This is a genomic window from Paracidovorax wautersii (assembly GCF_900113035.1).
Taxonomy (GTDB): domain Bacteria; phylum Pseudomonadota; class Gammaproteobacteria; order Burkholderiales; family Burkholderiaceae_C; genus Paracidovorax; species Paracidovorax wautersii.
Map to the genome: position 1 here is coordinate 1 of NZ_FONX01000009.1, position 25,643 is coordinate 25,643.

7 protein-coding genes are annotated in these 25,643 nt (G+C 71.5%); 4 read left to right on the top strand and 3 right to left on the bottom strand.

Translation table 11 applies throughout. The annotated features are described in order from the left end of the window. The 3 genes from BM070_RS13890 to BM070_RS13900 all read left to right on the top strand — a co-directional run. The coding region (locus tag BM070_RS13890) for a non-ribosomal peptide synthetase (protein WP_139222831.1) at nucleotides 1-7,233 on the top strand (7,233 nt) is incomplete at its 5' end. Further along, nucleotides 7,233-15,152 (top strand): non-ribosomal peptide synthetase, encoded by a 7,920-nt coding sequence (locus BM070_RS13895; protein ID WP_092940019.1) that lies wholly within the window; start codon nucleotides 7,233-7,235, stop codon nucleotides 15,150-15,152. The genes BM070_RS13890 and BM070_RS13895, both read left to right, overlap by 1 nt. Nucleotides 15,153-15,157: 5 nt before the next feature. Beyond that, a complete protein-coding gene (locus BM070_RS13900; protein ID WP_092940020.1) occupies nucleotides 15,158-19,282 on the top strand; it encodes a non-ribosomal peptide synthetase in 4,125 nt (1,374 codons plus the stop codon). Between the two features lie 88 nt (nucleotides 19,283-19,370). Here BM070_RS13900 and BM070_RS13905 read toward each other — a convergent pair whose 3' ends face one another. From BM070_RS13905 to BM070_RS13915, 3 genes are read right to left on the bottom strand one after another with little or no spacing between them, the layout of a single operon-like run. Continuing rightward, nucleotides 19,371-21,590 carry a TonB-dependent siderophore receptor gene (locus tag BM070_RS13905; protein ID WP_092940021.1) on the bottom strand — a complete coding sequence of 740 codons (2,220 nt, stop codon included), beginning with the start codon at nucleotides 21,588-21,590 and terminating at the stop codon, nucleotides 19,371-19,373. A 32-nt stretch (nucleotides 21,591-21,622) separates the two neighbouring features. After that, a complete protein-coding gene (locus BM070_RS13910; RefSeq protein ID WP_092940022.1) occupies nucleotides 21,623-22,744 on the bottom strand; it encodes a GNAT family N-acetyltransferase in 1,122 nt (373 codons plus the stop codon). Further along, nucleotides 22,741-23,583, bottom strand: coding sequence for a formyltransferase family protein (locus BM070_RS13915; protein ID WP_092940023.1), 843 nt, complete (start codon nucleotides 23,581-23,583; stop codon nucleotides 22,741-22,743). Before BM070_RS13915 ends, BM070_RS13910 begins: the two co-directional genes overlap by 4 nt. A gap of 347 nt (nucleotides 23,584-23,930) precedes the next feature. On the opposite strand from BM070_RS13915, the gene BM070_RS13920 reads away from it, so the two are divergent. Then, nucleotides 23,931-25,634 (top strand): cyclic peptide export ABC transporter, encoded by a 1,704-nt coding sequence (locus BM070_RS13920; protein ID WP_092940024.1) that lies wholly within the window; start codon nucleotides 23,931-23,933, stop codon nucleotides 25,632-25,634. The last annotated feature ends 9 nt before the right edge of the window (nucleotides 25,635-25,643 follow it).

The window sequence follows — 25,643 nt, forward strand, 5'->3', positions numbered from 1 at the left end:
CGGGGCTACCTGGGCCAGGCCGGCCTCACGGCCGAACGCTTCGTGGCCAGCCCGTTCGGGCAGGGCGAGCGGCTCTACCGCACGGGGGATCTGGTGAGATGGAATGCCGAAGGCCAGATCGACTACCTGGGGCGGCTGGACCACCAGGTGAAGATCCGGGGGCTGCGCATCGAATTGGGGGAGGTGGAGGCGCAGCTCTTGGGGCAGGCCGAGGTCAGGCAGGCCGTCGTCGTGGCCGACGAAGGCCCGGCCGGCACGCGCCTGCTGGCCTATGCGGCGCTGCAGCCTGGCGCGCAGGTGGATGCCGTCACGCTCCGGCAACGTCTGGCGCGCGCGCTGCCCGACTACATGGTTCCGGCTGCCGTGCAAGTCATGGACGTGCTGCCGCTCAATGCCAATGGCAAGGTCGATCGCCGAGCCCTGCCTGCGGTGCAGCTGGAATGCGCACAGGCCAGCGAGGCACCGCAAGGTGAACTGGAAACCGCCCTGGCAGCCGCCTGGGCCGAGACCCTGGCGTTGCCCCGCGTGGGCCGGCATGACCACTTCTTTGAACTGGGCGGCCATTCGCTGCTGGCGCTGCGCCTGCTGGAGCGCGTGCGGGCGCTGGGCTATGCCCCGCCCGTGCGCACGTTGTTCCAGCACCCCACGCTGGCTGCCTTCGCGCAGGCGCTGGCCGGCATGGCGCCGGGCACTTTGGCGCTGCCCGGTGCCGCAGCCGGCCCGCTACTGCGGCTGGACGCCGCGCAGGAAGCCATCATCGAAGCCGCCGTGCCGGGCGGCGCCGCGAACATTGCCGACATCTACCCGCTCTCGCCCCTGCAGGAGGGCATGCTGTTCCACCACCGGCTGCAGTCGCAGGGCGATACCTACATCACGCCGCTGGCCCTGGCTTTCGACAGCCGCGAGCGGCTGGAACGCTTCGTCGCCACGTTCGAGCGGCTGATCGCGCGCCACGACGCGCTGCGCACCGCGGTGCTCTGGGAAGGGCTGCCGGAGCCGGTGCAGGTGGTGTGGCGTGAAGCCCGGTTGCCGCTGCAATGGCTGACTTTGCAGCCGGGCGCCGATGCGGCGGCGGAGCTGGCCGCGCAGGTGCATCCCTCGCGCTACCGCATCGACCTGCGCCAGGCGCCCCTGCTGCGCGCCGTCGCGGCGCACGACGCTGCCGGCCAGCGCTGGCTGCTGCAGCTGCCCAGCCACCACCTCGTGCTGGACGCGGTTTCGCTGCGCCTGCTGGTGGAGGAAATCGCCGCCATCGACGCCGGCCGCGAAACCATGCTGCCACCCAGCCTGCCTTATCGCCGGCATGTGGAGCAGACGCTGCAGGCCCGGGCCGCGCAATCGCATGAAGCCTTCTTCAAAGACATGCTGGGCGATGTGGACGAGCCCACGCTGCCCTTCGGCCTGCACGACGTGCAGGGGGCGGCCGGGCGCGCCGACGAGGCCCGCTGCGCGCTGCCCGACGCGCTGGCCGCCCAGGTGCGACGCGAGGCGCAGCGCCATGGCGTAGGCGCCGCGGCGCTGTTCCATCTGGCCTGGGCGCTGGTGCTGGGCCAGGCCACCGGCCGGCGCGACGTGGTGTTCGGCACCGTGCTTTCGGGCCGCATGCAGGGCGAGGGGGCAGGGCGCGCCATCGGCCTCTTCATCAACACCTTGCCGCTGCGCGTGCGGCTGGGCAGCTGCAGCGTGGCTGAAGGCCTGCACCAGACCCACGACGCGCTGGCGCAGCTGCTGGAGCACGAGCACGCCAGCCTGGCGCTTGCGCAGCGCTGCAGCGCGGTGGAGGGCGCCGTGCCGCTCTTTTCCGCGCTGCTCAACTACCGCTCCCAGGCCCGCGGCGCGGCCGACCTGCAGCTGGGCGAGGGCGTCGAGGTGCTGGGCCTGCACGAGTTCAGCAACTATCCGTTCGACCTGTCCGTCGATGACCGGGGCGACGGCTTCGAGCTGGTGGCCCTCATCGACCGCTCGGTGGGCGCGCAGCGCGTTTGCGGCTGGGTGCTGTCCGCCGTGGCGGCCATCGTGCAGGCCTTGGCCACGCAGCCCGAGCAGGCCCTGTGCGCGCTCGACCTGCTGCCCGTGGCCGAAGCGCGTGAGCTGCAGGCCTGGGGCGCGAACCCGCTGCGCCATGCCGATGCGGAGCCCGTGCATCGCCTCATCGAACGCCATGCGCGGCAGACGCCCGAAGCAACGGCGCTGGTCTTCGGCGGGCAGGCCTACACGCATGCCGAACTCAATGCCTGGGCCAACCGCCTGGCGCACCATCTCATCGCCCAGGGCGTGGGGCCCGAGGTGCGCGTGGGTATCGCGCTGCCACGTTCGCCCGAGATGATCGTTGCCGTGCTCGCGGTGCTCAAGGCGGGCGGCGCCTATGTGCCGCTGGACCCGGCCTATCCCGCAGACCGGCTGGCCTGGATGGCCGAAGACAGCGGCGTCGCCCTGGTGCTGGCCGCATCGCAGGCCATGCCCGGCCTGCCGGCGCAACGGCTGCTGGCGATCGACGGGCTGGACCTGAGTGCTCAGCCGCAGCACGACCCCGAGCCCGCGCTGCATGCGGGGCAGCTCGCCTATCTGATCTACACCTCCGGCTCCACCGGCCGGCCCAAGGGCGTGGGCGTGCCGCACGGTGTGCTGGTGCGCCATGTGCAGGAATCCATACGCTTCTTCGGGCTGCAGGCGCACGACCGCATGCTGCAGTTCGCCACGCTGAACTTCGACGGTTTCATCGAGCAGACCTTTGCGCCGCTGGCGGCAGGCGCAGCCATCGTGCTGCGTGGCCCCGAGCTCTGGGACAGCGACGGCTTCCAGCGCGTGGTGGTGGAGCAGGGCATCACCGTGGCCGATCTCACGACCGCCTACTGGCTGCTGCTTGCGCAGGACTTCGCCCGCCGTGCGCCCTGCGCCCTGGGCGCGCTGCGCCGGGTGCATGCCGGCGGCGAGGCGATGGCGCCCGAAGGCCTTCAGGCCTGGCGCCAGGCGGGCCAGGGGCATATCGAACTGCTCAACACCTACGGCCCGACGGAGGCGGCCGTGACTGCATCGGTGCACGACTGCACGCCCTACCTGCACGGCCGCCCGGTGCCCCTACGCATGCCCATCGGCAAGCCGCTCGCTGAGCGCGAGCTGCACGTGCTGGGCCCGGACCTCGCGCTGGTGCCGCAAGGCGCGGCGGGCGAGCTGTGCATTGGCGGCGACCTGCTGGCGCGCGGCTACCTGGGCCGGCCGACCCTGAGTGCCGAGCGCTTCGTGGCCGACCCCTTCAGCGAACGGGGCGGGCGCCTCTACCGTACCGGCGACCGAGTGCGCTGGAATGAAGGAGGCGAGCTGGAGTACCTGGGCCGTATCGACCATCAGGTGAAGATCCGGGGCTTCCGCGTGGAGCTGGGCGAGATCGAGGCCCAGTTGCTGGCCCAGCCCGAGGTGCGCGAAGCCGTGGTGGTGGCCGATGCCGGCCCGCAGGGCCTGCGGCTGGCGGGCTATGTGTCGCTGCGTGAGGGGCAGGCCATCAATGCCACCGCGCTGCGCGATCGCCTGGCTGATGCGCTGCCCGACTACATGCAGCCTGCGGCCTTGATGGTGCTGCCGGCCCTGCCGCTCAGCGTGAACGGCAAGATCGACCGCAAGGCGCTGCCGGCGCCGCAGTGGGGGAGGGCGGGCGACGCAGGGCCCGGCCGCGAAGCGCCCGCCGGGCCGATGGAGACCGCGCTGGCCCAGGCCTGGTCCGAGCTGCTGGGTGTTCCGCTGGAGGGCATCGGCCGCGGCGACAGCTTCTTCGCGCTCGGCGGGCATTCGCTGCTCGCGCTGCGGCTCATGGAGCGCGTGCGCCTGCTGGGTCATGCCGTGCCGGTCCATGCGCTGTTCGCGCACCCTGTCCTGGCCGACTTCGCCCAGGCGGTGATGCAGCACGGCGTCAGCGAGCCGGTCGCCGTGCCGCCCAATGGCATTCCGCCCGGTTGCACGGCGATCGAGCCGGCCATGCTCACGCTGGTCGATCTGGATGCCGCGCAGATCGCGCGCATCGCCGCCGCCGTGCCGGGCGGCGCGGCCCACATCGCCGACATCTACCCGCTCGCGCCGCTGCAGGAGGGCATGCTGTTCCACCACCGCCTGCAGGAGCGGGGCGATGCCTACGTCACGCCGCTGGCGCTGGCCTTCGACAGCCGCGAGCGGCTGGAGCGCTTCGTCGCCTGCCTCAACCGCGTGATCGCGCGCCACGACATCCTGCGCACCGCCGTGCTGTGGGAAGGGCTGCCCGAGCCGCTGCAGGTCGTGCTGCGCGAAGCCACGCTGCCCATCGCCTGGCAGCCCGCCGCCGAGGCCGCCCCCGACGTGGCCCAGGCCCTGGCGGCGCTGGCCGACCCGGCGCATTTCCGCATCGACGTGCGGCAGGCGCCCATGCTGCGTGCCCTGGCCGCGCACGACCGCGCCCACGCCCGCTGGCTGCTGCAGCTGCCCAGCCACCATCTGGTGCTGGACCACACCACGCTGGAGCTGCTGGTCGAAGAGGTCGCGCTGATGCAGCAGGGCCGCGATGCCGAGCTGCCCGCGCCCGTGCCCTACCGCCGCTTCGTGGCGCAGGCGCTGAACGGCGTGAGCGCAGCAGAGCACGAGGCTTTCTTCACCCGCATGCTGGCCGATGTGGACGAACCCACGGCCCCCTTCGGCCTGCTGGACGTGCGCGGCGACGGAACCCGGGTGCGCGAGGCGCAGCGCCGCCTGCCCGCTGACCTCTCGCGCCGCCTGCGCGAGCAGGCACGGCGCCACGGCGTGGTGCCCGCCACGCTCTTCCACCTGGCCTGGGCGCTGGTACTGGGCCAGGCCACGGGGCGGGACGACGTGGTCTTCGGCACCGTGCTCTTCGGCCGCATGCAGGGCGGGCAGGACTCAGGGCGTGCCTGGGGCCTCTTCATCAACACGCTGCCGCTGCGCGTGCGCCTGGGCACCACCGGCACGGCCGACTGCCTGCACGCCACCCATGCGGCGCTGGCCGGGCTGCTGCGGCACGAGCATGCGCGTCTCTCGCTGGCCCAGCGCTGCAGCGGCCTGGCCGGCGGCGCGCCGCTCTTCACGGCGCTGCTCAACTACCGCTACACGCAGCCGCAGGCCGCGGGTGCCGAACTGCTGGAAGGCATGCAGGTGCTGGGCGCGGACGAGCGCACCAACTACCCCTTCACCCTGTCGGTCGATGACCTGGGCGAAGACTTCGAGCTGGTGGCGCAGATCCACGAGGCGGTGGACGCCGGCCGCATCGGCGCGCTGATGCAGGCCGCTTTGGCGGGCATCGCTGATGCGCTGCAAGGCGATGCGGCGCGGCCGGTCTGCGAGATCGCCTTGCTGGACGCCGAAGAGCGCGCCCGCATCGAACGCTGGAGCGTCAACGCCGAAGACTGCGGCGCCTTCGTTCCCGTGCATGCGCTCATCGCGCGCCGCGCGGCGCTGCAGCCGGATGCCGAGGCGCTGTGCCTGGGCGATGCCGTGATGCGCTACGGCGAACTCGACGCGCAGGCCAACCGCGTCGCGCACCGCCTGCGCGCGCTGGGCGTGGGGCCGGAAGTGCGGGTGGGCATCGCCATGGAGCGCTCGTTCGAGCTGGTCATCGGGCTGCTCGCCATCCTCAAGGCGGGTGGCGCCTATGTGCCGCTGGACCCGGACTATCCCGCTGACCGGCTGGCCTACATGGCGGAGGACAGCGGCATCGGCCTGCTGCTCACCCAGAGCCGCCTGGCGGAGCATCTCCCCGAGCCGCTGCGCGGGCTCCAGGCGCAGGTGCGTGTACTGGCGCTCGATACGCTCGACGTGTCGGCCGAACCGGCGCACGGGCCCGCCGTGCCGCTGCAGGCCGAAAGCCTGGCCTATGTGATCTACACCTCCGGTTCCACCGGCCGGCCCAAGGGCGCGGCCAACCGTCACGGCGCGTTGCACAACCGGCTGGCCTGGATGCAGTCGGCCTACGCACTCGCGCCCGGCGAGACCGTGCTGCAGAAGACGCCGTTCAGCTTCGATGTGTCGGTGTGGGAATTCTTCTGGCCGCTGATGGCCGGCGCCCGCCTGGCGCTGGCCGCGCCGGGCGACCACCGTGATCCGGCCCGGCTGGCTGCGCTGATCCAGCGCCACGGCGTGACCACGCTGCACTTCGTGCCGTCCATGCTGCAGAGCTTCCTGGCCCATGCGGACCTTGCCGCCTGCACCAGCCTGCGCCGCGTGGTCTGCAGCGGCGAGGCGCTGCCCGCCAGCGTGCGTGACGAACTGCTGCAGCGCCTGCCCGGCGCCGCGCTCTACAACCTCTATGGCCCCACCGAGGCGGCCATCGACGTCACGCACCACACCTGCACCGCCGATGGCCGCGCGCAGGTGGCGATCGGCCGGCCGATAGCGGGCCTGCGCACCTATGTGCTCGACGCCGCCATGCAGCTGGTGCCGCCCGGCGTGCCCGGCGAGCTGCACCTGGGCGGCCTGGGCCTGGGCCGGGGCTATGCGGGGCGCCCGGGGCTCACGGCCGAGCGCTTCGTGGCCGACCCTTTCGACGCAACTGGCGGCGGGAGGCTCTACCGCACGGGCGATCTGGTGCGCTGGAACGAGGACGGCGAGCTCGACTACCTGGGCCGGCTGGACCACCAGATCAAGCTGCGCGGCCTGCGTATCGAGCTGGGCGAGATCGAGGCCCAGCTGCTGGCCCAGCCCGAGGTGGGCGAGGCCGTCGTCGTCGCCCGGGAGGACGCAGGTGCCGGGGGCGCCACAGCGCTCGTCGCCTACGTGGCCGCGCGCCCCGGTGCGCCGGCGCCGGACACCGCGCTGCTGCGCCAGCGCTTGGCCCTGGCGCTGCCCGAGCACATGGTGCCCGCCGCCATCGTTCCGCTGGAGCGGCTGCCGCTCAACGCCAACGGCAAGCTGGACCGCAAGGCGCTGCCCGCGCCGGGCCAGGCGCTGGCGCGCGCCTTCGAGCCGCCGCTGGGCGACGCCGAAACCGCGCTGGCCGCGATCTGGGCCGAGCTGCTGGGCGTGCAGCGCGTGGGCCGCAGCGACCACTTCTTCGAGCTGGGCGGCCATTCGCTGCTGTCGGTGCAGCTGGCCGCGCGGGCCGAAGCCGCGCTGCAGCGGCCCCTGTCGCTGCTGGACATCTTCCGCCACCCGGTCCTGAAGGACATGGCGGCCGCAGCCCTGGACGCCGGCGACCGCAAGCCGCTGGCGCAGGCCCTCTCGGATATCGATTCGTTCATTGACAGCATGGAAGCCGCCTGATGCAGCAGCAGACGCCCCCCTCGGCCACTTACGACCACATCGGCCAGCGCTTCGCGCGCCTCGGCCCCGCGCAGCGGCGCGCGGTCTATCTGAAGATCAGCGCCGAAGGGCTCGGCATGGGGCAGTTCCCCGTCACCGTGCGCGATGCGGCGCTGCGCGAGGTTTGTCCGCCCTCGCATGCGCAGCTGCGGCAGTGGTTCCTGTGGCAGCTGGACCCGGAGAGCCCGGCCTATCACATCGCGGGCGGGCTGCGGCTGCAGGGGCCGCTCGACACTGCCTCGCTGCGGGCCAGCTTCGACGCGCTGGTGGCGCGCCACGAGGCGCTGCGCACCGCGTTCGCGGCCGATGCGCAAGGCGTGCTCGCCCAGCAGGTGCGGCCGAGCGGTACGGTGGATTGGCGCTTCACCGATCTGCGCGGGCGGCCCGATGCGCAGGCCGCCGCTGACGCGGCGGTGCGCGACTGCAGCGAGGCGCCGTTCGACCTCACCACCGGCCCGCTGCTGCGCGTGGGCGTGGTGCGCGTGGCGGATGACGAGCATCTGCTCGTGGTGGTCATGCACCACATCGTGTCCGACGGCTGGTCCATGCGCCTCGTAGTGGATGAGTTCGTGGCGCAGTACCGCGCCCGCGTGCTGGGCCAGCCGCTCGAAGCCCCGCCGCTGCCGGTGCAGTACGCCGACTGCGCGCTCTGGCAACGCCAGTGGCTCGAAGCCGGCGAGCAGGAGCGGCAGCTGCAGTACTGGAAGGCGCAGCTGGGCGAGGTCCATCCCGTGCTGCAGCTGCCCACCGACCACGCCCGGCGGGCGGACGGCCGCTACCGCGCCGCGCGCCACACGCTCGCGCTGCCGGCGGCGCTGGTCGCCGCGCTGCGCCAGCGCGCCCAGGCCGAAGGCGCCACGCTCTTCATGGCGCTGCTCGCGGCGCTGCAGGTGCTGCTCTACCGCTACACCGGCCAGCACGATGTGCGCGTGGGCGCACCGATCGCGGGACGCCGCCGTATCGAGGCCGAGGGCGTGATCGGGCTCTTCGTCAACACCCAGGTGCTGCGCAGCGTGATCGACGGCCGCACCCCGCTGCGCCATGCGCTGCATGCGGCGCGCGACGCCGCTTTGGGCGCGCAGGCGCATCAGGACCTGCCCTTCGAGGAACTGGTGGATGCGCTGCAGCCCGAGCGCACCCCCGGCACGCCGCCGCTGTTCCAGGTGCTGTTCAACCACCAGCAGGAGGATTTCACCGCGCTGCACACGCTGCCGGGCATCACCCTGAGCCCGCATGCGCTGGGCGAGCCGCCCGCGCACTTCGAGCTGGCGCTGAATGCGGTGGAGGACCGCGACGGCGCCCTGAGCCTGGGGCTGGACTATGCCCGCGAACTGTTCGAGGCGCCCACGGTGGAGCGCATGGGCGCGCATCTCCAGTGCCTGCTCGAAGCCCTGGCGCACCGGCCCGAGACCCCCGTCGGCGAGATCGACCTGCTGCAGGGCGCGGAGGCAGACGCGCTGGCGCTGTGGGGCAGCAATCTGCGCCCGGAAGGCAGCTGGGAGCCCGTGCATCGCCTGGTGCAGCGCCGCGCGCAGCAGGCGCCCGGCGCGACCGCGCTGATCTTCGGCGGCGAGCCGGTGAGCTACGGCGAGGTGGAGCGCCGCGCCAACCGCTTCGCGCAGCGGCTCATCGCGCTGGGCGTTCGGCCCGAGGACCGCGTGGGCATCGCGCTCGAACGGTCGGTGGAACTGGTCGTGGGCCTGCTCGGCATCCTCAAGGCCGGCGCCGCCTATGTGCCGCTGGACACCGAATACCCAGCCGAGCGCCTGGCCTACATGGCGCGCGACAGCGGCATCGCGCTGCTCGTCAGCCGGGGCCCGCTGCGTGCCCGGGTGCCGGTGGGCGAGGGCGTCCGCGTGCTGGACATCGAGCGCGACCAGGCCCTGGCCGATGGCGAAGACCCGGGCGCGCCCGCGCTCGCCGTGCATGCGGGCCAGCTGGCCTATGTGATCTATACCTCGGGCTCCACCGGCCAGCCCAAGGGCGTGATGGTGGCGCACGGGCCCTTCGCGGACCACTGCGTGGATACGGCCGCCATCTACGAGATGGGGCCGCAGTCGCGCGAGCTGCATTTCCTCTCGTTCTCGTTCGACGGCGCCCACGAGCGGCTCTTCACCGCGCTGTGCTGCGGTGCATCGCTGCTGCTGCGCGACGCCGCGCTCTGGAGCGCCGAGCAGACGCTGGACGCCATCGGCCGCCACGGCGTGACGCATGCGGGCTTTCCACCGGTCTATCTGCGGCAGCTGGCCGAATGGGCGCGGGAGACGGGCCATTGCCCTGACGTCGATCTCTACTCCTTCGGCGGCGAGGCCATGCCCCGCGAAGGCTTCGACGCCGTGCGCCGGCACCTGAAGCCCCGCCTGCTCATCAACGGCTACGGCCCCACCGAGGCGGTGGTCACGCCCATGCTCTGGAAGACCGATGCGAACGCGGCCTTCGGCGAAGGCTATGCGCCCATCGGCCGCCCCGTGGCCGGGCGCCGCGCGCTGGTGCTCGATGCCGACATGAACCGCGTGCCGCGCCAGGTGGCGGGCGAGCTCTATCTGGGCGGCACGGGTCTGGCGCGCGGCTACCTGGGCCGTGCTGCCCTGAGCGCCGAGCGCTTCGTGGCCGACCCGTTCGATACCGCCGGCGGGCGGCTCTACCGCACGGGCGACTGGGTGCGCTGGCGCGAGGACGGCCAGCTGGAATACCTGGGCCGCATCGACCACCAGGTGAAGGTGCGGGGCTTTCGCATCGAGCTGGGCGAGATCGAGGCGCGCCTGCTGGAGCAGCCCGAAGTGCGCCAGGCCGTCGCGGTGGCCGCGCCCGGCCAGCGCGGCACGCGGCTCGTCGCCTACGTCACGCCGAAGGAGGGCGCTGCCGTGGAGGCGGCAGCCCTGCGCGCCCGTCTGGCAGCGGCGTTGCCTGACTACATGGTGCCTGCGGCGATCATGGTGATCGCCGCGCTGCCGCTCGGCCCGGGCGGCAAGCTCGACCGCTCGGCCCTGCCGGCGCCCGAGCCCGAACGTGCAGCCGCCGGCGAGCCCCCGCGCGGCGCAGCCGAAGAGGCGCTGGCCGCCGTCTGGCGCGAGGTGCTGGGCCTGCCCCAGGTGGGGCGCGACGACAACTTCTTCGAGCTGGGCGGCGACTCCATCCTGAGCCTGCAGATCGTGGCGCGGCTGCGCCTGGCTGGCTGGAAGGCTTCGCCTCGCCAGGTGTTCGAGCGTCAGACGGTGGCGCTGCTGGCCGCCGTGATGGAGCCTGCCGGCTTGGCCGATGCCGCCGCGCCCGCAGGGGGCGTGCCAAGCCAGGTGGAAGGGGATGTTCCGCTGCTGCCCTTCCAGCGCGATTTCTTCGCCATGTCCATGTCCCGGCGGAACCACTGGAACCAGTCCGTGCTGCTCCAGGCGCGCGGAGCGATCGACGTTGCCGCGCTGCGCGATGCGCTGGCGGCCCTGGTGCAGCACCACGATGCACTGCGCCTGCGCTTCGAGCCGCTGCCGCAGGGCGGCTGGCGCCAGCGCTATGCGGCCTTCGATGCGGCGCAGCAGGCGGAACTGCTCTGGCTGCGCAGCGCCGCGGACGCCGCCGAACTGGAGGCACTGTGCGACCAGGCCCAGCGCAGCCTGGACTTGGCTGCCGGCCCGCTCTTGCGGGCCCTGGCCGTGGAGATGGCCGACGGCTCGCAGCGCCTGCTGCTGGCCATTCACCATCTGGTGGTCGATGGCGTCTCCTGGCGCGTGCTGCTGGACGACCTGCAGCGCGCCTATCGCCAGCGCCTGGCCGGCCAGCCGGTCGCCCTGCCGCCCAAGAGCAGCAGCGTGAAGGACTGGTCGCTCGCGCTGCAAGGCCATGTTGCCGCGCACGCCGACGAGATGGCGCACTGGCTGGCGCTGGGCGACGTGCCGGTGGGCTTGCCCTGCGCCCGCCCCGAGGCGCCCAACACGGTGCGCTACCAAGAGGCCATCGAAATACGCCTGGGCCGCGCCGATACCGAGGCACTGCTCAAGCAGGCGCCTGCCGCCTACCGCACACAGGTCAACGACCTGTTGCTGACCGCGCTGGGCCGGGCCCTTTGCGGCTGGAGCGGCCACACGCAGCTGCGCATCGACCTGGAAGGCCATGGGCGCGAAGACCTCTACGCGCACATCGATCTCTCGCGCACCGTGGGCTGGTTCACCGCGCTGTTCCCCGTGGCGCTGGCGCCGCTGGGCGCGTTGGGCGATGCCATCCGCCGCGTGAAGGAAGGGCTGCGCGCCGTGCCGAACAAGGGCCTGGGCCATGCGGTCTTCAGGCATCTGGGCAGCGCCCAGCAGCGCGAGGCGCTGGCGGCCCAGCCCCGGTCGCAGGTGGTCTTCAACTACCTGGGCCAGTTCGATGGCGGCTTCGGCGAAGAGGCGCTCTGGCGGCCCGCGCCCGAGGCCGGTGGCGCGCAGGTGGATGCCGATGCGCCGCTCACGCATGAATTCTCGGTCGATGGACAGGTGCTGGAGGGCGAGCTGTCGCTGCGCGTGAGCTTCAGCGCGGCGCGGCACGATGCGTCGCAGGTAGAGGCCTGGATGCAGGCCTTGCGCGAGGAGCTGCAGGCCATCGTCCGCCACTGCGCGGCCGGGCCACAGGGCTGCTCGCCATCGGACTTTCCGCTCGCGGCCCTGAGCCAGGCGCAGCTCGATGCGCTGGCGCTGCCGCCCGCTGCCGTGGCCGATCTCTATCCGCTCTCGCCCATGCAGTCCGGCATGCTGTTCCAGACCTTGCTGGAGACGGGCGGCGCGGCCTACCAAAACCAGCTGCGCCTGGACCTGCACGCGCTCGATGCCGCACGCTGGCGTGCCGCCTGGCAGTTCGTCTTCGGCCGGCACGAGGTGCTGCGCAGCGCTTTCGTGCAGCGCGAGGAGGGCCCGCTGCAGTGGCTGGACCGCACGGCGCTGCTGCCCTGGCGCGAGGAAGAGGGGCGCGGCCGGCCTGCCGCCGCGCTCGATGCGCTGGCGGCCGAGGAGGCCGCGTGCGGCTTCGACCTGGCCCGTGCGCCGCTCATGCGCTGCGTGCTGGTGCAGACCGGGCCGCAGCGCCACCATTTCATCTGGACCGTGCATCACCTGCTGCTCGACGGCTGGAGCACCGGGCTGCTGCTGGGCGACGTGCTGCGCCACTATGGCGGCCAGGTGCCTGCTGCACCCGCAGGCCGGTTCCGCGACTACATCGGCTGGATCGCCCGGCAGGACGCGGCGGCCAGCGAACGCTACTGGCGCGGCGAGATCGCCCGGCTGGATGGGCCTACGCGCCTGGCCGATGCGCTGCCCCGGCCGGCGCGGGCCCTTGAGGAGGACCGGGTCGAGGGCCACCGCTTCGGCGCCCTGCGCCACGACCTGAGCGCTGCCGAGACCCAGGCGCTGGTCGATTTCGCCCGGCGCGAACGCGTGACCCTCAACACCCTGGTACAGGCCGCCTGGGCACTGCTGCTGCAGCGCTACGCCCGGCAGGATGCGGTGGTGTTCGGCTCCACCGTGGCCGGCCGGCCGGCCGAACTGGCCGGGGTGGAGGGCATCGTGGGCCTTTTCATCAACACGCTGCCGGTGATCGTTTCCGCCCGGCCCGGCCAGGCCGTGGGCGACTGGCTTCGCGAGCTGCAGGCGCGCAACCTGGCCATGCGCGAGCACGAGCACACCCCGCTCTATGCCATCCAGCGCTGGGCGCAGGCGCCCGCGCCTGGGCTGTTCGACAGCATCGTGGTGTTCGAGAACTATCCCGCCGACCAGGCCCTGCATGCTGCGTTGCCAGGGGGGCTGTCGGCCGAGGTCGTGGCCCAGAACGAGGCCATGCATTACCCCATGACCGTCAAGGCGGTGCTGGAGCCTTCGCTGCAGCTGCAGTTCCACCATGCCCTGGCGCTGATCGGTGCGCCCCAGGCCCAGTCCATCGCCCGGCACACGGTGCGCCTGCTGCAGGCGCTGGCTGCCGATGCCGCACGGCCTGTCGGCGCCATCGGCCTGATGGACGACGCGGGTGCGGACGTGGCAGCGCTGCTGCTTTCCGGCCCCACGCCCGGCCTTGCCGCTGATGGGCCCGATGCGCCGCAGCCGCAGGCCCTGCACCAGCGGGTGGCAGCCTGGGCGGCGGCGCAGCCTGAGGCCACGGCAATGGCGTTCGACGGCCTGACGCTTTCCTACGGCGAGCTCGATGCTCGCGCCAACCGCATCGCGCATGCACTGATCGCCCAGGGCGTGGTGCCCGAAGACCGCGTGGGCGTGGCCTGCGAGCGCGGCATCGATCTCGTGGTTGCCCTGCTGGCCGTGCTGAAGGCGGGCGCGGCCTATGTGCCGCTGGACCCGCACTATCCGGCCGACCGCGTGGCCTACATGGCGCAGGACAGCGGGCTGCGGCTGGTGCTGGCGCAGGGCCATCTGCTGCCTGGCCTGCGGCTGCCGGCCGGCATCTCCGTGCTGGCGGTGGAGCCGCTGGTACAGGCGCCTTGCCCGGCCGCCGCGCCGGCCGTGGCGGTGTCGCCGGATGCGCTGGCCTACGTGATCTACACCTCGGGCTCCACCGGCCGGCCCAAGGGCGCGCAGCTGAGCCACCGCAACGTCACGCGCCTGCTGGACCGCACCGCGCCGTGGTTCGGCTTCGGCCCGCAGGACACCTGGACGCTGTTCCATTCCTACGCCTTCGACTTCTCGGTCTGGGAGATCTTCGGCGCTCTGTGCACTGGTGGCCGGCTGGTCGTCGTGCCCCACCATGTCAGCCGATCGCCGGAGGACTTCGAGCGGCTCCTGCGCCGAGAGCGGGTCACGGTGCTCAACCAGACGCCCTCGGCCTTCGGCCAGCTGGCCCAGCTGCCCCAGGCGCTGGCGCCGGGCCTGTCGCTGCGCTGGGTGATCTTCGGCGGCGAGGCGCTGGACCCGCAGCGCCTGCGCGGCTGGATCTCGCAGCATGGCGATGCGGCCCCGCAACTGGCCAACATGTACGGCATCACCGAAACCACGGTGCACGTCACCTTTCGCCGCATCACGGCGGCCGACGTGGCGGTCACGGGCAGCCCGATCGGCATGGCGATTCCCGATCTGGAGCTGCGCGTGCTCGATGCCCAGCTGCACCCGGTGCCGGTGGGCGTGGCCGGCGAGCTGCATGTGACGGGGGCCGGCCTGGCGCGCGGCTATCTGAACCGCCCGGGCCTGACGGCCGAGCGCTTCGTCGCCACCGCAGGCGGCGAGCGGCTCTACCGCACGGGCGACCTGGCGCGGCGCACGGCCACGGGCGACATCGAATACCTGGGCCGCATCGACCACCAGGTCAAGCTGCGGGGCTTCCGCATCGAGCTGGGCGAGATCGAGGCCGAGCTGCTGGCCCAGCCCGAGGTGCGCGAAGCCATCGTGCTGGCGCTGGGGGAGGGCGGCGCGATGCAGCTCGTGGCCTATCTCTCGGCCCAGCCGGGCCGCAGCATCGACACGGCCACGCTGCGGGCGCGCCTGGCCGGGCGGCTGCCCGAGCACATGCTGCCCTCCGTCTGCATGGTGCTGCCCGCGCTGCCGCTGAATGCCAACGGCAAGGTGGACCGCAAGGCGCTGCCGGCGCCCGAGCGCACGAGCGCCCGCGCCCATGCCGCGCCCCAGGGCGAGACCGAGCAGGCGCTGGCTGCCTCCTGGGCAGAGGTGCTGGAGATCGAGCGCGTGGGCCGCCATGACGACTTCTTCGAGCTGGGCGGCCATTCGCTCACCGTGCTGGGCGTGCAGGCGCGCATGCAGCGCCGCCTGGGCGTGCAGGCGCCGCTGCGGCTGTATTTCGAGCACCCGCAGCTCATGGCCCTGGCCGCCGCGCTGGATGCGGCCCGCCAGACGGCGCGCCAGGAAGCCGCCGAAGACCTGACGCAAATGGCTGCCCTGCTGGCAGCGCTGGAGGATTGACCCGCATGGACAGACAGGCCCTTGCCGAGCGTTTCGCCCGGTTGCCGCGCGAGAAGCAGCGCGTTTTCCTCCAAGCCCTGAGCCAGCAGGGCATGGACTTCGCGCTGCTGCCCATCGTCCCCGCCGCCCGCGCGTGCGATGCGGACGGCACGCAGCGTGCGGCGCTTTCCTATGCGCAGCAGCGCCAATGGTTCCTCTGGGAGCTGGACCCTGAAGCCTCCGCTTATCACATCGCCGGCGCGCTGCGCCTGCGCGGCAGGCTCGATGCCGACGCGATGCAGGCGTGCTTCGATGCGCTGGTGGCGCGCCACGAGGCGCTGCGCACCGTGTTCGATACCGATGCGGCAGGCCAGGTGTTCCAGCGCATCGCGCCCGCCGCGCCCTGCAGCTTCGAACGCATCGACGTGGAGCCGGACGCTGGTGAGGAGCAGGCCCGGGCTGCGGCCCGGCGGCTGACGGCCACGCCCTTCGATCTGCGCCGCGGGCCGCTGCTGCGCGTCGGCCTGATCCGCCTCGCGCCGGACGATCACGTGCTGGTGGTCGTCATGCACCACATCGTGGCCGATGGCTGGTCCAAGCAGGTGCTGGTCGAGGAGCTGATGGCGCTCTACCGCGCCCGTGTGCAGGGCACGGAAGACGCCGCGCTGCCCGCCCTGCCGGTGCGCTATGCCGACTACGCCGCCTGGCAGCGCCATTGGCTGGAAGCGGGCGAGGGCGCGCGGCAGCTCGATTACTGGCGTCGCCAGCTGGGCGGCACCAGCCCGGCGCTGCAGCTGCCGAGCGACCAGTCGCGCCGCGCCGACGGCCGCTACCAGGCCGCGGCCTTCGATGCCGAGCTGCCGCAGCCCCTGGTGCAGGCACTGCAGCGCCGGGCCCAGGCCAGCGGCGCGACGCTGTTCACGCTGCTGCTCGCCGGCTTCCAGGTGCTGCTGCACCGGCATTCCGGCGAGTCCGACATCCGCGTCGGCGTGCCTGTGGCCAACCGCCATCGGGCGGAGGTCGAGCGCGTGGTGGGCTTCTTCGTCAACATGCAGGTGCTGCGCAATGCCATCGATGGCCGCATGCCGCTGGCCCAGGTGCTGGCCCAGGCGCGCGAGGCCGCGCTGGGCGCGCAGGCCCACCAGGACCTGCCTTTCGAGCAACTCGTCGATGCGCTGCGCCCCGAGCGCAGCCTGAGCGTGAACCCGCTCTTCCAGGTCGCTTTCAACCACGAGCGCACCGACGGCCGCGCCTTCGAGGGGCTGCCGGGCCTGCAGGCCGAAGGCTATGCGCTGCCCGATCCCGCCGCGCAGTTCGAGCTGGTGCTCAACACCGCGGAGAGCCATGACGGGCGTGTTAACGCCACCTTCATCTATGCGGCGGAGCTGTTTACCGCCGAAGCGATGGAGCGCCTGAGCGGCCACTACACGGCTATCCTGCAGGCCCTCGCTGCCACGCCCGAGCTCGCCGTGGGCGACGTGGCCCTGCTGAGTGTCTCCGAGCAGGCCCAGCTGGCCGCCTGGTCCATCAACCCCGAGCGTGAACCCGCCTTCGAGCCCATCCACCGCCAGATCGCCCGCCAGAGCCCGCAGGCCACAGCGCTGCTCTTCGCCGATGAAGTGTGGACCTACGGCCAGCTCAACCGCCGATCCAGCCAGCTGGCCCACCGGCTGCGGCGCCAGGGCGTGGGCCCGGACACCCTGGTGGGCATCGCCATGCAGCGCTCGCCCGAGCTCATCGTCGGCATCCTCGCCATCCTCAAGGCCGGCGGCGCTTATCTGCCGCTGGACCCGGACCAGCCCGGGGCGCGGCTGGCCGCCATGGCGGGCGGCAGCGGCATCCAGCTGCTGCTGATCCACGAAGCCACCCGGGGACTGGTGCCTGAGCGAGCAGGACTTCAGTCCCTGGATATGGGCGAACTCGACCTGAACGCCGAGCCCGAGACCGAACCGGATATCCCCCTGCACGGCGACCACCTCGCCTACGTCATCTACACCTCCGGCTCCACCGGCCAGCCCAAGGGCGCGGCCATCCGCCACCAGGCCCTGCACAGCTGCATGGCCTGGATGCAGCGCAGCTATCGGCTGCAACCGCAAGCCGGCGACACCGTGCTGCACAAGGCCCCCATCGGCTTCGACGTCTCCTGCTGGGAAATCTTCTGGCCCCTGAGCTGCGGCGCACGACTCGTGCTCGCACAGCCCGGCGAGCAGCGCGACCCCGAACGCATCACCCAGCTCATCCGCCGGCACCAGATCACCACCCTGAACTTCGTGCCCGCCATGCTCCAGGCCTTCCTGGCGCACCCCGGCATCGAAGAACACACCCGGCTCAAACACATCATCGTCGGCGGTGAAGCCATGCCCGCGCAGACCCAGCGCCAGACCCTGCAGCGGCTCAAGAGCGCCAGCCTGCAGAACCTCTACGGCCCGACGGAGACCACCATCCACGTCACCCGCTGGACCTGCCGGGACGACGGCGCCAGCCAGGTGCCCATCGGCCGGCCCATCAGCGACACCCAGGCCCACATCCTGGATGCCGACCTGAACCCCGTGCCGCAAGGCGTGGCCGGCGAGCTCTACATCGGCGGCGTCAGCCTCGCCCGGGGCTACCTGGGCCAGGCCGGCCTCACGGCCGAACGCTTCGTGGCCAGCCCGTTCGGGCAGGGCGAGCGGCTCTACCGCACGGGGGATCTGGTGAGATGGAATGCCGAAGGCCAGATCGACTACCTGGGGCGGCTGGACCACCAGGTGAAGATCCGGGGGCTGCGCATCGAATTGGGGGAGGTGGAGGCGCAGATCCTGGGGCAGGCCGAGGTGCGCCAGGCCGTCGTCGTGGTGGCTGCAGGAACACTGGTGGCGTATGTCTCCGCGCAGCCGGGCAGCACGGTCGATGGCGATGCGCTGCGCGAGCGGCTCGCGCGGCTGCTGCCTGACTACATGGTGCCGCGCGCCATTGTGGTGCTGGACGTGCTGCCGCTCAATGCCAACGGCAAGGTCGATCGCAAGGCCCTGCCGGATGCGAGCCAGCTGCTGGCGGGCAGCCGCGCATTCGAGCCGCCCGGCGACGAGGCCGAGGCCGCTCTCGCGGCCCTCTGGCGCGAGCTGCTGGGCGTGCCGCAGGTCGGCCGGCGCGACAACTTCTTCGAGCTGGGCGGCGATTCGATCCTGAGCCTGCAGCTGCTCGCCCGGCTGCGCAGCACCCCGCCGGGCGGTACCGGTGCCACCCGCATCGCCCTGGCCGACGTGATGCAGGCCCGCGATCTGGCGGCCCTGGCCGCGCGCTGGCGCGAGTGCAGCGCAGGTGGAGAGGGCCGTTCGCTGCCTGCCGCCCCCGCTCACGGAGCGGTGTGTCTGCAGCCGGGCGGCGCGGGCATGCCGCTTTTTTGCCTGCCGGGCCTGATCGTCAACACCCGCGAATTCCTGCCGCTGGCCCAGGCAATGGCGGGCGAGCGGCCGGTGCATGCCTTCGTGAGCCATGTCTATACGGAGCAGCGCTGGCGCGGCTTCGCCATCGACACGCTGGCGGATGAATACGCGCGGTGCATCGCTGCGCAAGTGGGCGCTGGCGGGCGCTGCGCGCTGCTGGGCTGGTCCATCGGTGGCGACCTGGCTTTCGCCGTGGCCCAGCGCCTGCAGGGCCGAGTGGACGTGCGCCTGCTGGCGATGGTCGATGTCTTCGAGCCCGAGCCCATGCAGCCGGCGCACGCGCTCACCCCGGCCGAGGTCGATGCCGCGCTGCGGGCCTGGGTGGCCGGCTCCGGCATGCAGGCGCCTTGGCAGGATCTGCTGGCCCGCATGAGTGGCAGCGAGCGCCAGTGGGTCGCCGAGCAGCTGCGCGACCCGGCGCAGCCATTACCGCAGCGGGTCGCGGCGGGTGAACCGGGCGACGATGCCGCCGAACTGGCGCTCTGGGCCACGCTGGACAGCCGCGTGCGCCTGGCCCGCCATGTTCTGCCGCGTTCGGCGCAGCCGCTGCACGTGTTCCAGGCCGAACAGTCGCTGCGCATGGCCAGCCCCGGGCTGCGCGACTGGTCGCGCCACGCGCCGGTGGGGATGGCCGAAGTCGTGCCCGGCGCAGGCCATCTCGACGTCATCCGCCACCCGGCGCTGTGCGAGGCGCTGCGCCGGCATCTGCAGGAAGCGGATCGCTGATCCGCCAGGCCAAAGAAAAAGCCGGGGCCCTTGTGGGGCGCCCGGCTTTGCTTTGTCCATCAGCCGTTGCTGGCTGAAGGGCGGCTCATTACCAGCGATAGGTCGCCGTGGCGATCACGCGGCGCTGGTCGCCGTAGTAGCAGGTCTGCGCGGTGCCGTCGCAGTTGGCGAGATAGGTCTTGTTCGTCAGGTTGCGAACGTTCAGCGCCAGGCTCCAGTGCTCGAGGTCGTAGCCCACCATCGCGTCCACCAGCGTGAACGAAGGCACCTTGACCGGGGTGATGCCGCCGTTGCCGCGCGTGGAGCCGGTATAGCGCGCACCCAGGCCGATCTTGATGTTGTTGGGCAGGCGGTAGTCGGCCCACAGCGCCAGCTGGTTGCGCGGCACGGCCGTGTTCTGCTTGCCGATCTGCGCGGGGTTGGCGCTGGCGGTGACGTCGGCGCGCTGCATGTAGGTGTAGGCGGCCGTGAGGTTCATGCGCGGCAGCGGCTGCGTGGTGGCTTCGAGCTCGATGCCCCGCGTGGAGATCTCTCCGGTCTGGTAGGGCACGAAGTTCGGGGCGAAGGTCACGTAGTTGCGCCGGCGCAGGTCGAAGATGGCCGCGCTGTACATGTTGCGCGTTCCGGCGGGCTGGTAGCGCAGGCCGGCTTCGTACTGCCGGCCGGTCTCGGGCTCGAACGGCTTTTGCGTTACCGGGTTGATGGCGGTGATGGGGTTGAACGACTCGGTGTAGCTCACGTAGGGCGCGAGGCCGTTGGGCGCCAGGTACACCAGGCCGGCGCGGGTGGTGAACTTGTTGTCCTTGATGCTGGTGCGCGTTTCACCGCCCAGCCGGTCGAAGTAGTCGGTGCGCGCGCGGTCGTAGCGGCCGCCCAGGGTGAGCTGCCAGCGCTCGTTCCACTTGATCTGGTCCTGCACGTAGAAGCCCGTCTGCCGCAGGCGGGTGGAGTCGATCGCGTAGGGGGCGGGCACGTCGAAGGGACCGTTCGGGTAGCTGGGCGCGTTGATGTTCAGCACCGGGGCGCTGCCGCCGCTGAAGGTGTTCGACTCGAAGCGGCTGCGCTGGTAGTCGATGCCGAACAGCAGCTTGTGCTGCCAGTCGCCCGAGCGCAGGTCGGCCTGCAGCTGGTTGTCGATGCTGAAGGTGTTGGCCCATTCGGTGCTGCCGAACAGGGTGCGGCTCAGCGACTGGAAGTTGGCCGGGTTGAGCGGGTTGGCGTCGTCCACGGTGACGAAGCTGGGCGCCTGCAGGCCCTTGTAGTCGAGCTTCATGTGGCCCGCGCGCAGGTTCTGGCGGAAGGTGAGCTTGTCGTTCAGGCGATGCTCGAACTTGTAGCCGGCCAGTTCCTGGTCATGGTCGAAGCGGTCGAAGTTCGGGTTGCCCACGAAGAGCCCGCTGGGGATGTAGCTGCCGATGGCCGTGGGCACCAGCGAGCCGACCAGCGGGCGCGTGCGCGTGTAGACGCCCGCCCGGTTGCGCATGAACTGCGCATAGACGGTGAGCGAGGTGTCGCTGGAGAGATTCCATTTCAGCGACGGCGCCAGGTAGGTGCGGTTGTCGCGCTCGTCGCCCTCGGGCAGGTCGGCATTGCGCACCAGGCCCACCACGCGGTAAAGCAGCTTGCCTTCGGCATCCAGCGCGCCGGCGAAGTCGCCCGAGACCTGCTTGTGGCCGTGGCTGCCGTACTGCACCTGCAGTTCGCGGATGGGCGTGGTGGTGGGCAGCTTGCTCACCACGTCCACCACGCCGCCCGGGCTGCCCTGGCCGTAGAGCACCGAGGCCGGGCCGCGCAGCACGTCGATGCGTTCGGTGCCGTAGGGCTCGATCTTCCAGACGGCGAAGGTGTTGGCGTTGCGCAGCGGCAGGCCGTCCTGGTAGAAGCCGGGGCTGTAGGCGTCGAAGCCGCGGATGTTCAGCCAGTCGTAGCGCGAATCGGCGCCGTAGGGCGAGATGTTGATGCCCGGCGTGTAGCCCAGCGCGTCGCGCACGGTAGTGGCGCCGATGGCCTGGATGCGGTCGGCGGTGACGACCGATACGGACTGCGGCGTCTCGATGATCGGCGTGTCGGTCTTGGAGCCGGTGCGGCTGCGTCGTGCGCTGTAGCCGGTGACGCGACCGTTGTCGTCTTCCGCGCTGTCCTTGACGGTGACGGCGGGCAGCACAACCTTGGCTTCACCGGCTGCCGTGCCGGACGGAGTGCTGGTCTGCGCTGCCGCGGCGGCGCCCCAGAGCGTGACGGCCGTGCCGAAGGTGAGGACGAGTGCGGTGTTCAAGGGGCGAAGGCGTGGCCGTGCGTGAGATGGCATGTCGATGGTCTCTTGGGTTGAAAAAACGGGGGTCAGAGGGCCTGGGCCAGCGGCCGCCCAGAGACGGGCGCGGCGTCGTCGTGCGGCAGCCAGAGCGCATCGGTGAAATAGCGCTCGCGCAGCATCGAGACGAGCAGCGCGCGCTTGTGCGGCAGATCGAATTCCTTGACCTTGGCGTAGCCCGACTTGTCCAGGTTGCGGATCTGCTGCAGGTGGTCGATGCGCGGCTCGCCCATGGCGCGGCCGGTGCGCGCATCGCACAGGAAGATGTAGTGCGAGATGGAGGTGAGCCACGCGGTGGCGAAGGCGCGGCCGCGGAAGGCGGGTTCGCCCACCAGCACGTGCCAGCCGCGGTCGTAGTCGTGCACGTCGTAGAACGGTGCGATGCGGCTTTCCTTGGCCCAGTAGATCTCGAAGTAGGCGAAGGGCTCGCTGTCGAAGCTCGCCACCATCGAATGCATGTGCGGGTCGCGGCCGATGGCGTCGATGTAGGCGCGGTGCTGCTCTAGATCGCCGGCTTCTTCCCAGACGTGGGCCACGTCGGGGTCGTTCATCCAGCGGTGGAACATCGGCAGGTCGCGTTCGCGGTCGAAGCTGCGGAACGAGAAGGTCTTGCCGACCCAGGGCACGTAGCGCTGGTAGAGCAGGCCCTGGGGCTTCGGCGGGCGCACGGGGTGGCGCTTGCCGTCGGTGAGCGCGTGGCGCAGCGCCATGGGCGCATGGACTTCGGGCAGCCAGAGGCGCGGCTGCTGCCAGAGCGTGTCGCGCCAGGCGCGCAGGGCGCCGTCCGGGCCATCGGCCTCAGGCAGCAGCACGCCGCAGTGCCGGAGTTCGGCGAGGCTTTCCGTTCCATGCAGCACCAGGGAACGGCGGCCGGGCTGCAGCTCGAAAGCGGCCTGCATCGCGGCGAGGGTGTGCCGCTCTGCCTTTTGGCCGGCGCGTTCGCCCTCGCGCTGCGTGAGCGCCATGGGCTGCTGCGGCGGCACGTCCAGCTGCCAGAGGGAGGGCGAGCCGCCGTCAGCGGGATGGACCTGGAGCAGGCCGCCTGCGGTGCGGACCACCTCGTGCGCGCAGCCGTCGGGGTAGGCCACGAAGCGGTCGGTGGAGGCCGTGCCGGGCGCCGGGCCCGCTGTGGATGGGGTGTGCGATGTCATGCGGCTCCTCGGCGCACGTGCGGCGCCAGCAACGCCAGGCCCTGGTGCAGGGCCGGGAATAGGCTGCGGTGGAAGTTGTTCCAGCGCAGCTCCAGGATGGTGTCGGCCGGGTCGATGTCGGTGCCGAGCACGTCGAAGATCACCTCGCCGGAGTCGATGCCCGTGTCCACGTAGTGCAGCGAGGCGCCGGTCTTTTCCACCTGCGGCGCGGGCTCCGTCCGCAGGCTGCTCCAGTCGGCCACCTGCAGGCCGCGCGCGCCGTAGAGCGCGTCGAGCGTGGCATGGGCGCCGCGGCGCCGGTAGGGCGATTCGGTGCGTGTGATGCCCGGGTGGATGTTGACGATGCGGCGCTCGAAGCGGGCGCCGGGCCGCACCAGCGCATCGAGGATGACGAGCAGCCCGTCGAGCACGACCACATCGGCCTGCAGGGCGAGCAACTTGTCCTCCAGCGCCTCTTCGTAGGCGCGCTTGGCGGCCGGACGCTCCGGCGCATCGAGCGGCAGCGTGCGGTAGGTGGAGGGCACAGGGTGCAGGAGGTCGCGCAGCCGTCGGCCCTGGGCCTTGAGCTCGGGCGGAAAGATCCACGGCCGGCCCGGCGCCCAGGCGAAGCCGTAGTCCGCCAGCGCGGCCTGGTCCCGGGGGGATGCCGGGTCATCGTCATAGACGATGCCTTCCAGCGTGTATTCGTCGCCCAGCGGGGTGCTGTCCAGCGCCTCGGCCAGGTATTCGAGCGGCGACTTCATGTAGCGCGTGGCGCCACGGTAGTCCACGTGCTGGCCGGCCTTGTCTGCGGCGGCGTTGCGGAGCGAAAGGATATAGACGAGCTTGGCCTTGGGCATGTTGAGAGGCCGTGCCGGACCCGCCCCGCGCTGTGCGGGGATGGGCCTGCGCGACCTGGTTTTGCGGTGCGACAAAGACAAGACGAAACAGCGCGCGATCTGTTCACGCGATTTGTTACATGGCTTGCGAAATGGATCGTCTCGGGAGCGATCCGGGAGCGCTTCCAGGGGGCCTGGGAGCGCCGGGCCCGTGAACAACGGCGGCGCCCGCCCGTCATTGCAGCAACGGGTCGTTCCTCGCCGGAATTCCGCTTTCCTCGTCGCCCTGCACGCTGGTTCCTTCCGGCGCTGCGGTGCTGCCCATGCCGCCATCGCCCCTGCCGGGGCGCAGAGAGTTGGTCCGTCCTATGTCGTCTTCTGCCTCCAACGCACCCCCATCCCGGGCGAAAGCCAGCCCCGCCTCGGAGATCGGGCGCCTGCTCAAGCCCTTCGCGCCCTGGCTGGCACTTTCCGCCGTCACGGGCGTGGCCGCGGGCGCCGCCACGGTGGCGCTGCTGCGCACCATCAACCAGGTGCTCAACCAGCCCGGCGGCATGTCGGGCGGGCTGCTGATGACCTTCATCGCCCTGTGCGCCTTCGCGCTCTTCGGGCGCATGGCGTCCGACGTGTCGTCCAACTACGTGGGCCAGCGGCTGGTGGCGCAGGTGCGCAAGAGCCTGGCACAGAAGATCCTGGCTGCGCCCATCGATGCGCTGGAGCGCTACCGCACGCACCGCCTGATGCCGGTGCTCTCGCAGGACGTGGACATGATCAGCGACGTGGCCTTCGTGCTCTCGTCCATGCTGATCGCGTCGGCGGTGATGCTGGGCTGCCTGGCCTATCTGGCCATGCTCTCGCCCGCGCTCTTCGTGCTGCTGGTGCTCATGCTGGCCATCGGCGCCACGGTGCAGATCGCGGCGCAGGCGCGTGCGGAGACCGGCTTCTGGAAAGCCCGCGAGCATGAAGACCAGCTGCACAAGGCCTACCGCGCAATCAGCGAAGGCGCCAAGGAGCTGCGCATGCACCGCGCGCGCCGCTCGCAGATGCTGGGCGGGCAGATCGAGCGCATCGTGGACCTGATCCGCAGCGTCAACGGCCGCGCCATCAATCTCTACGTGATCGCCAATGCCTTCGGCTCGGCGCTGTTTTTCCTGCTGATCGCGGTGATCCTGGGCTGGGCCGCCTGGAAGAACACCGACCCGGCCGTGCTCAGCGGCTTCGTTCTGGTGCTGCTCTTTCTCAAGGGGCCGATCGACACCATCGCCAACGTGCTGCCCAGTGTGGGCCGGGCGCGCGTGGCGTTCCAGCGCATCGCCGACCTGTCGGCACGCTTCGCCACGCCCGAGCCGCACCTGCACCTGGAGCAGCCGGACGGTCCGGCCACGCTCCAGCACGGCATCGGCCTGCGCGGCGTGCGCTACGCCTTCGAGGCGGCCGAGGGCAGCGAACCCTTCGTGCTGGGCCCCATCGACCTGGAGCTGCGGCGTGGGGAAATGGTGTTCGTGGTGGGCGACAACGGTTCGGGCAAGACCACCCTCGTCAAGCTGCTGCTGGGCCTCTACGCGCCGCAGGAAGGCGACGTGCTGCGCGACGGCGAGGCCGTGGCACCGGAGGCGCGCGACGACTACCGCCAGCTGTTCACCACCGTGTTCTCGGACTTCTACCTGTTCGAAGACCTGGTCGGTGGCGGCGAAGGCTCGGCATCGCTGCCCCAGGCCGCGCTGCCCTACCTGAAGCGGCTGGAGATCGACCACAAGGTCAGCGTGCAGGACGGCTCCTTCAGCACGCTGGATCTCTCCACCGGCCAGCGCAAGCGCCTGGCGCTGGTGCATGCATATATGGAGGGCCGCCCGGTGATGGTGTTCGACGAATGGGCCGCCGACCAGGACCCGGCCTTCCGCCACCTCTTCTACACCGAACTGCTGCCCGAGCTGCGCGCCAAGGGCCACCTGCTGGTGGTCATCTCGCACGACGACCGCTACTTCCACCTGGCCGACCGGGTCATCACCATGCAGGCTGGCCGCATCGCCGGCATCCGCAGCCGTGCGGACCTGCAGGGCCTGGCCGCCTGAGCGCCAGGG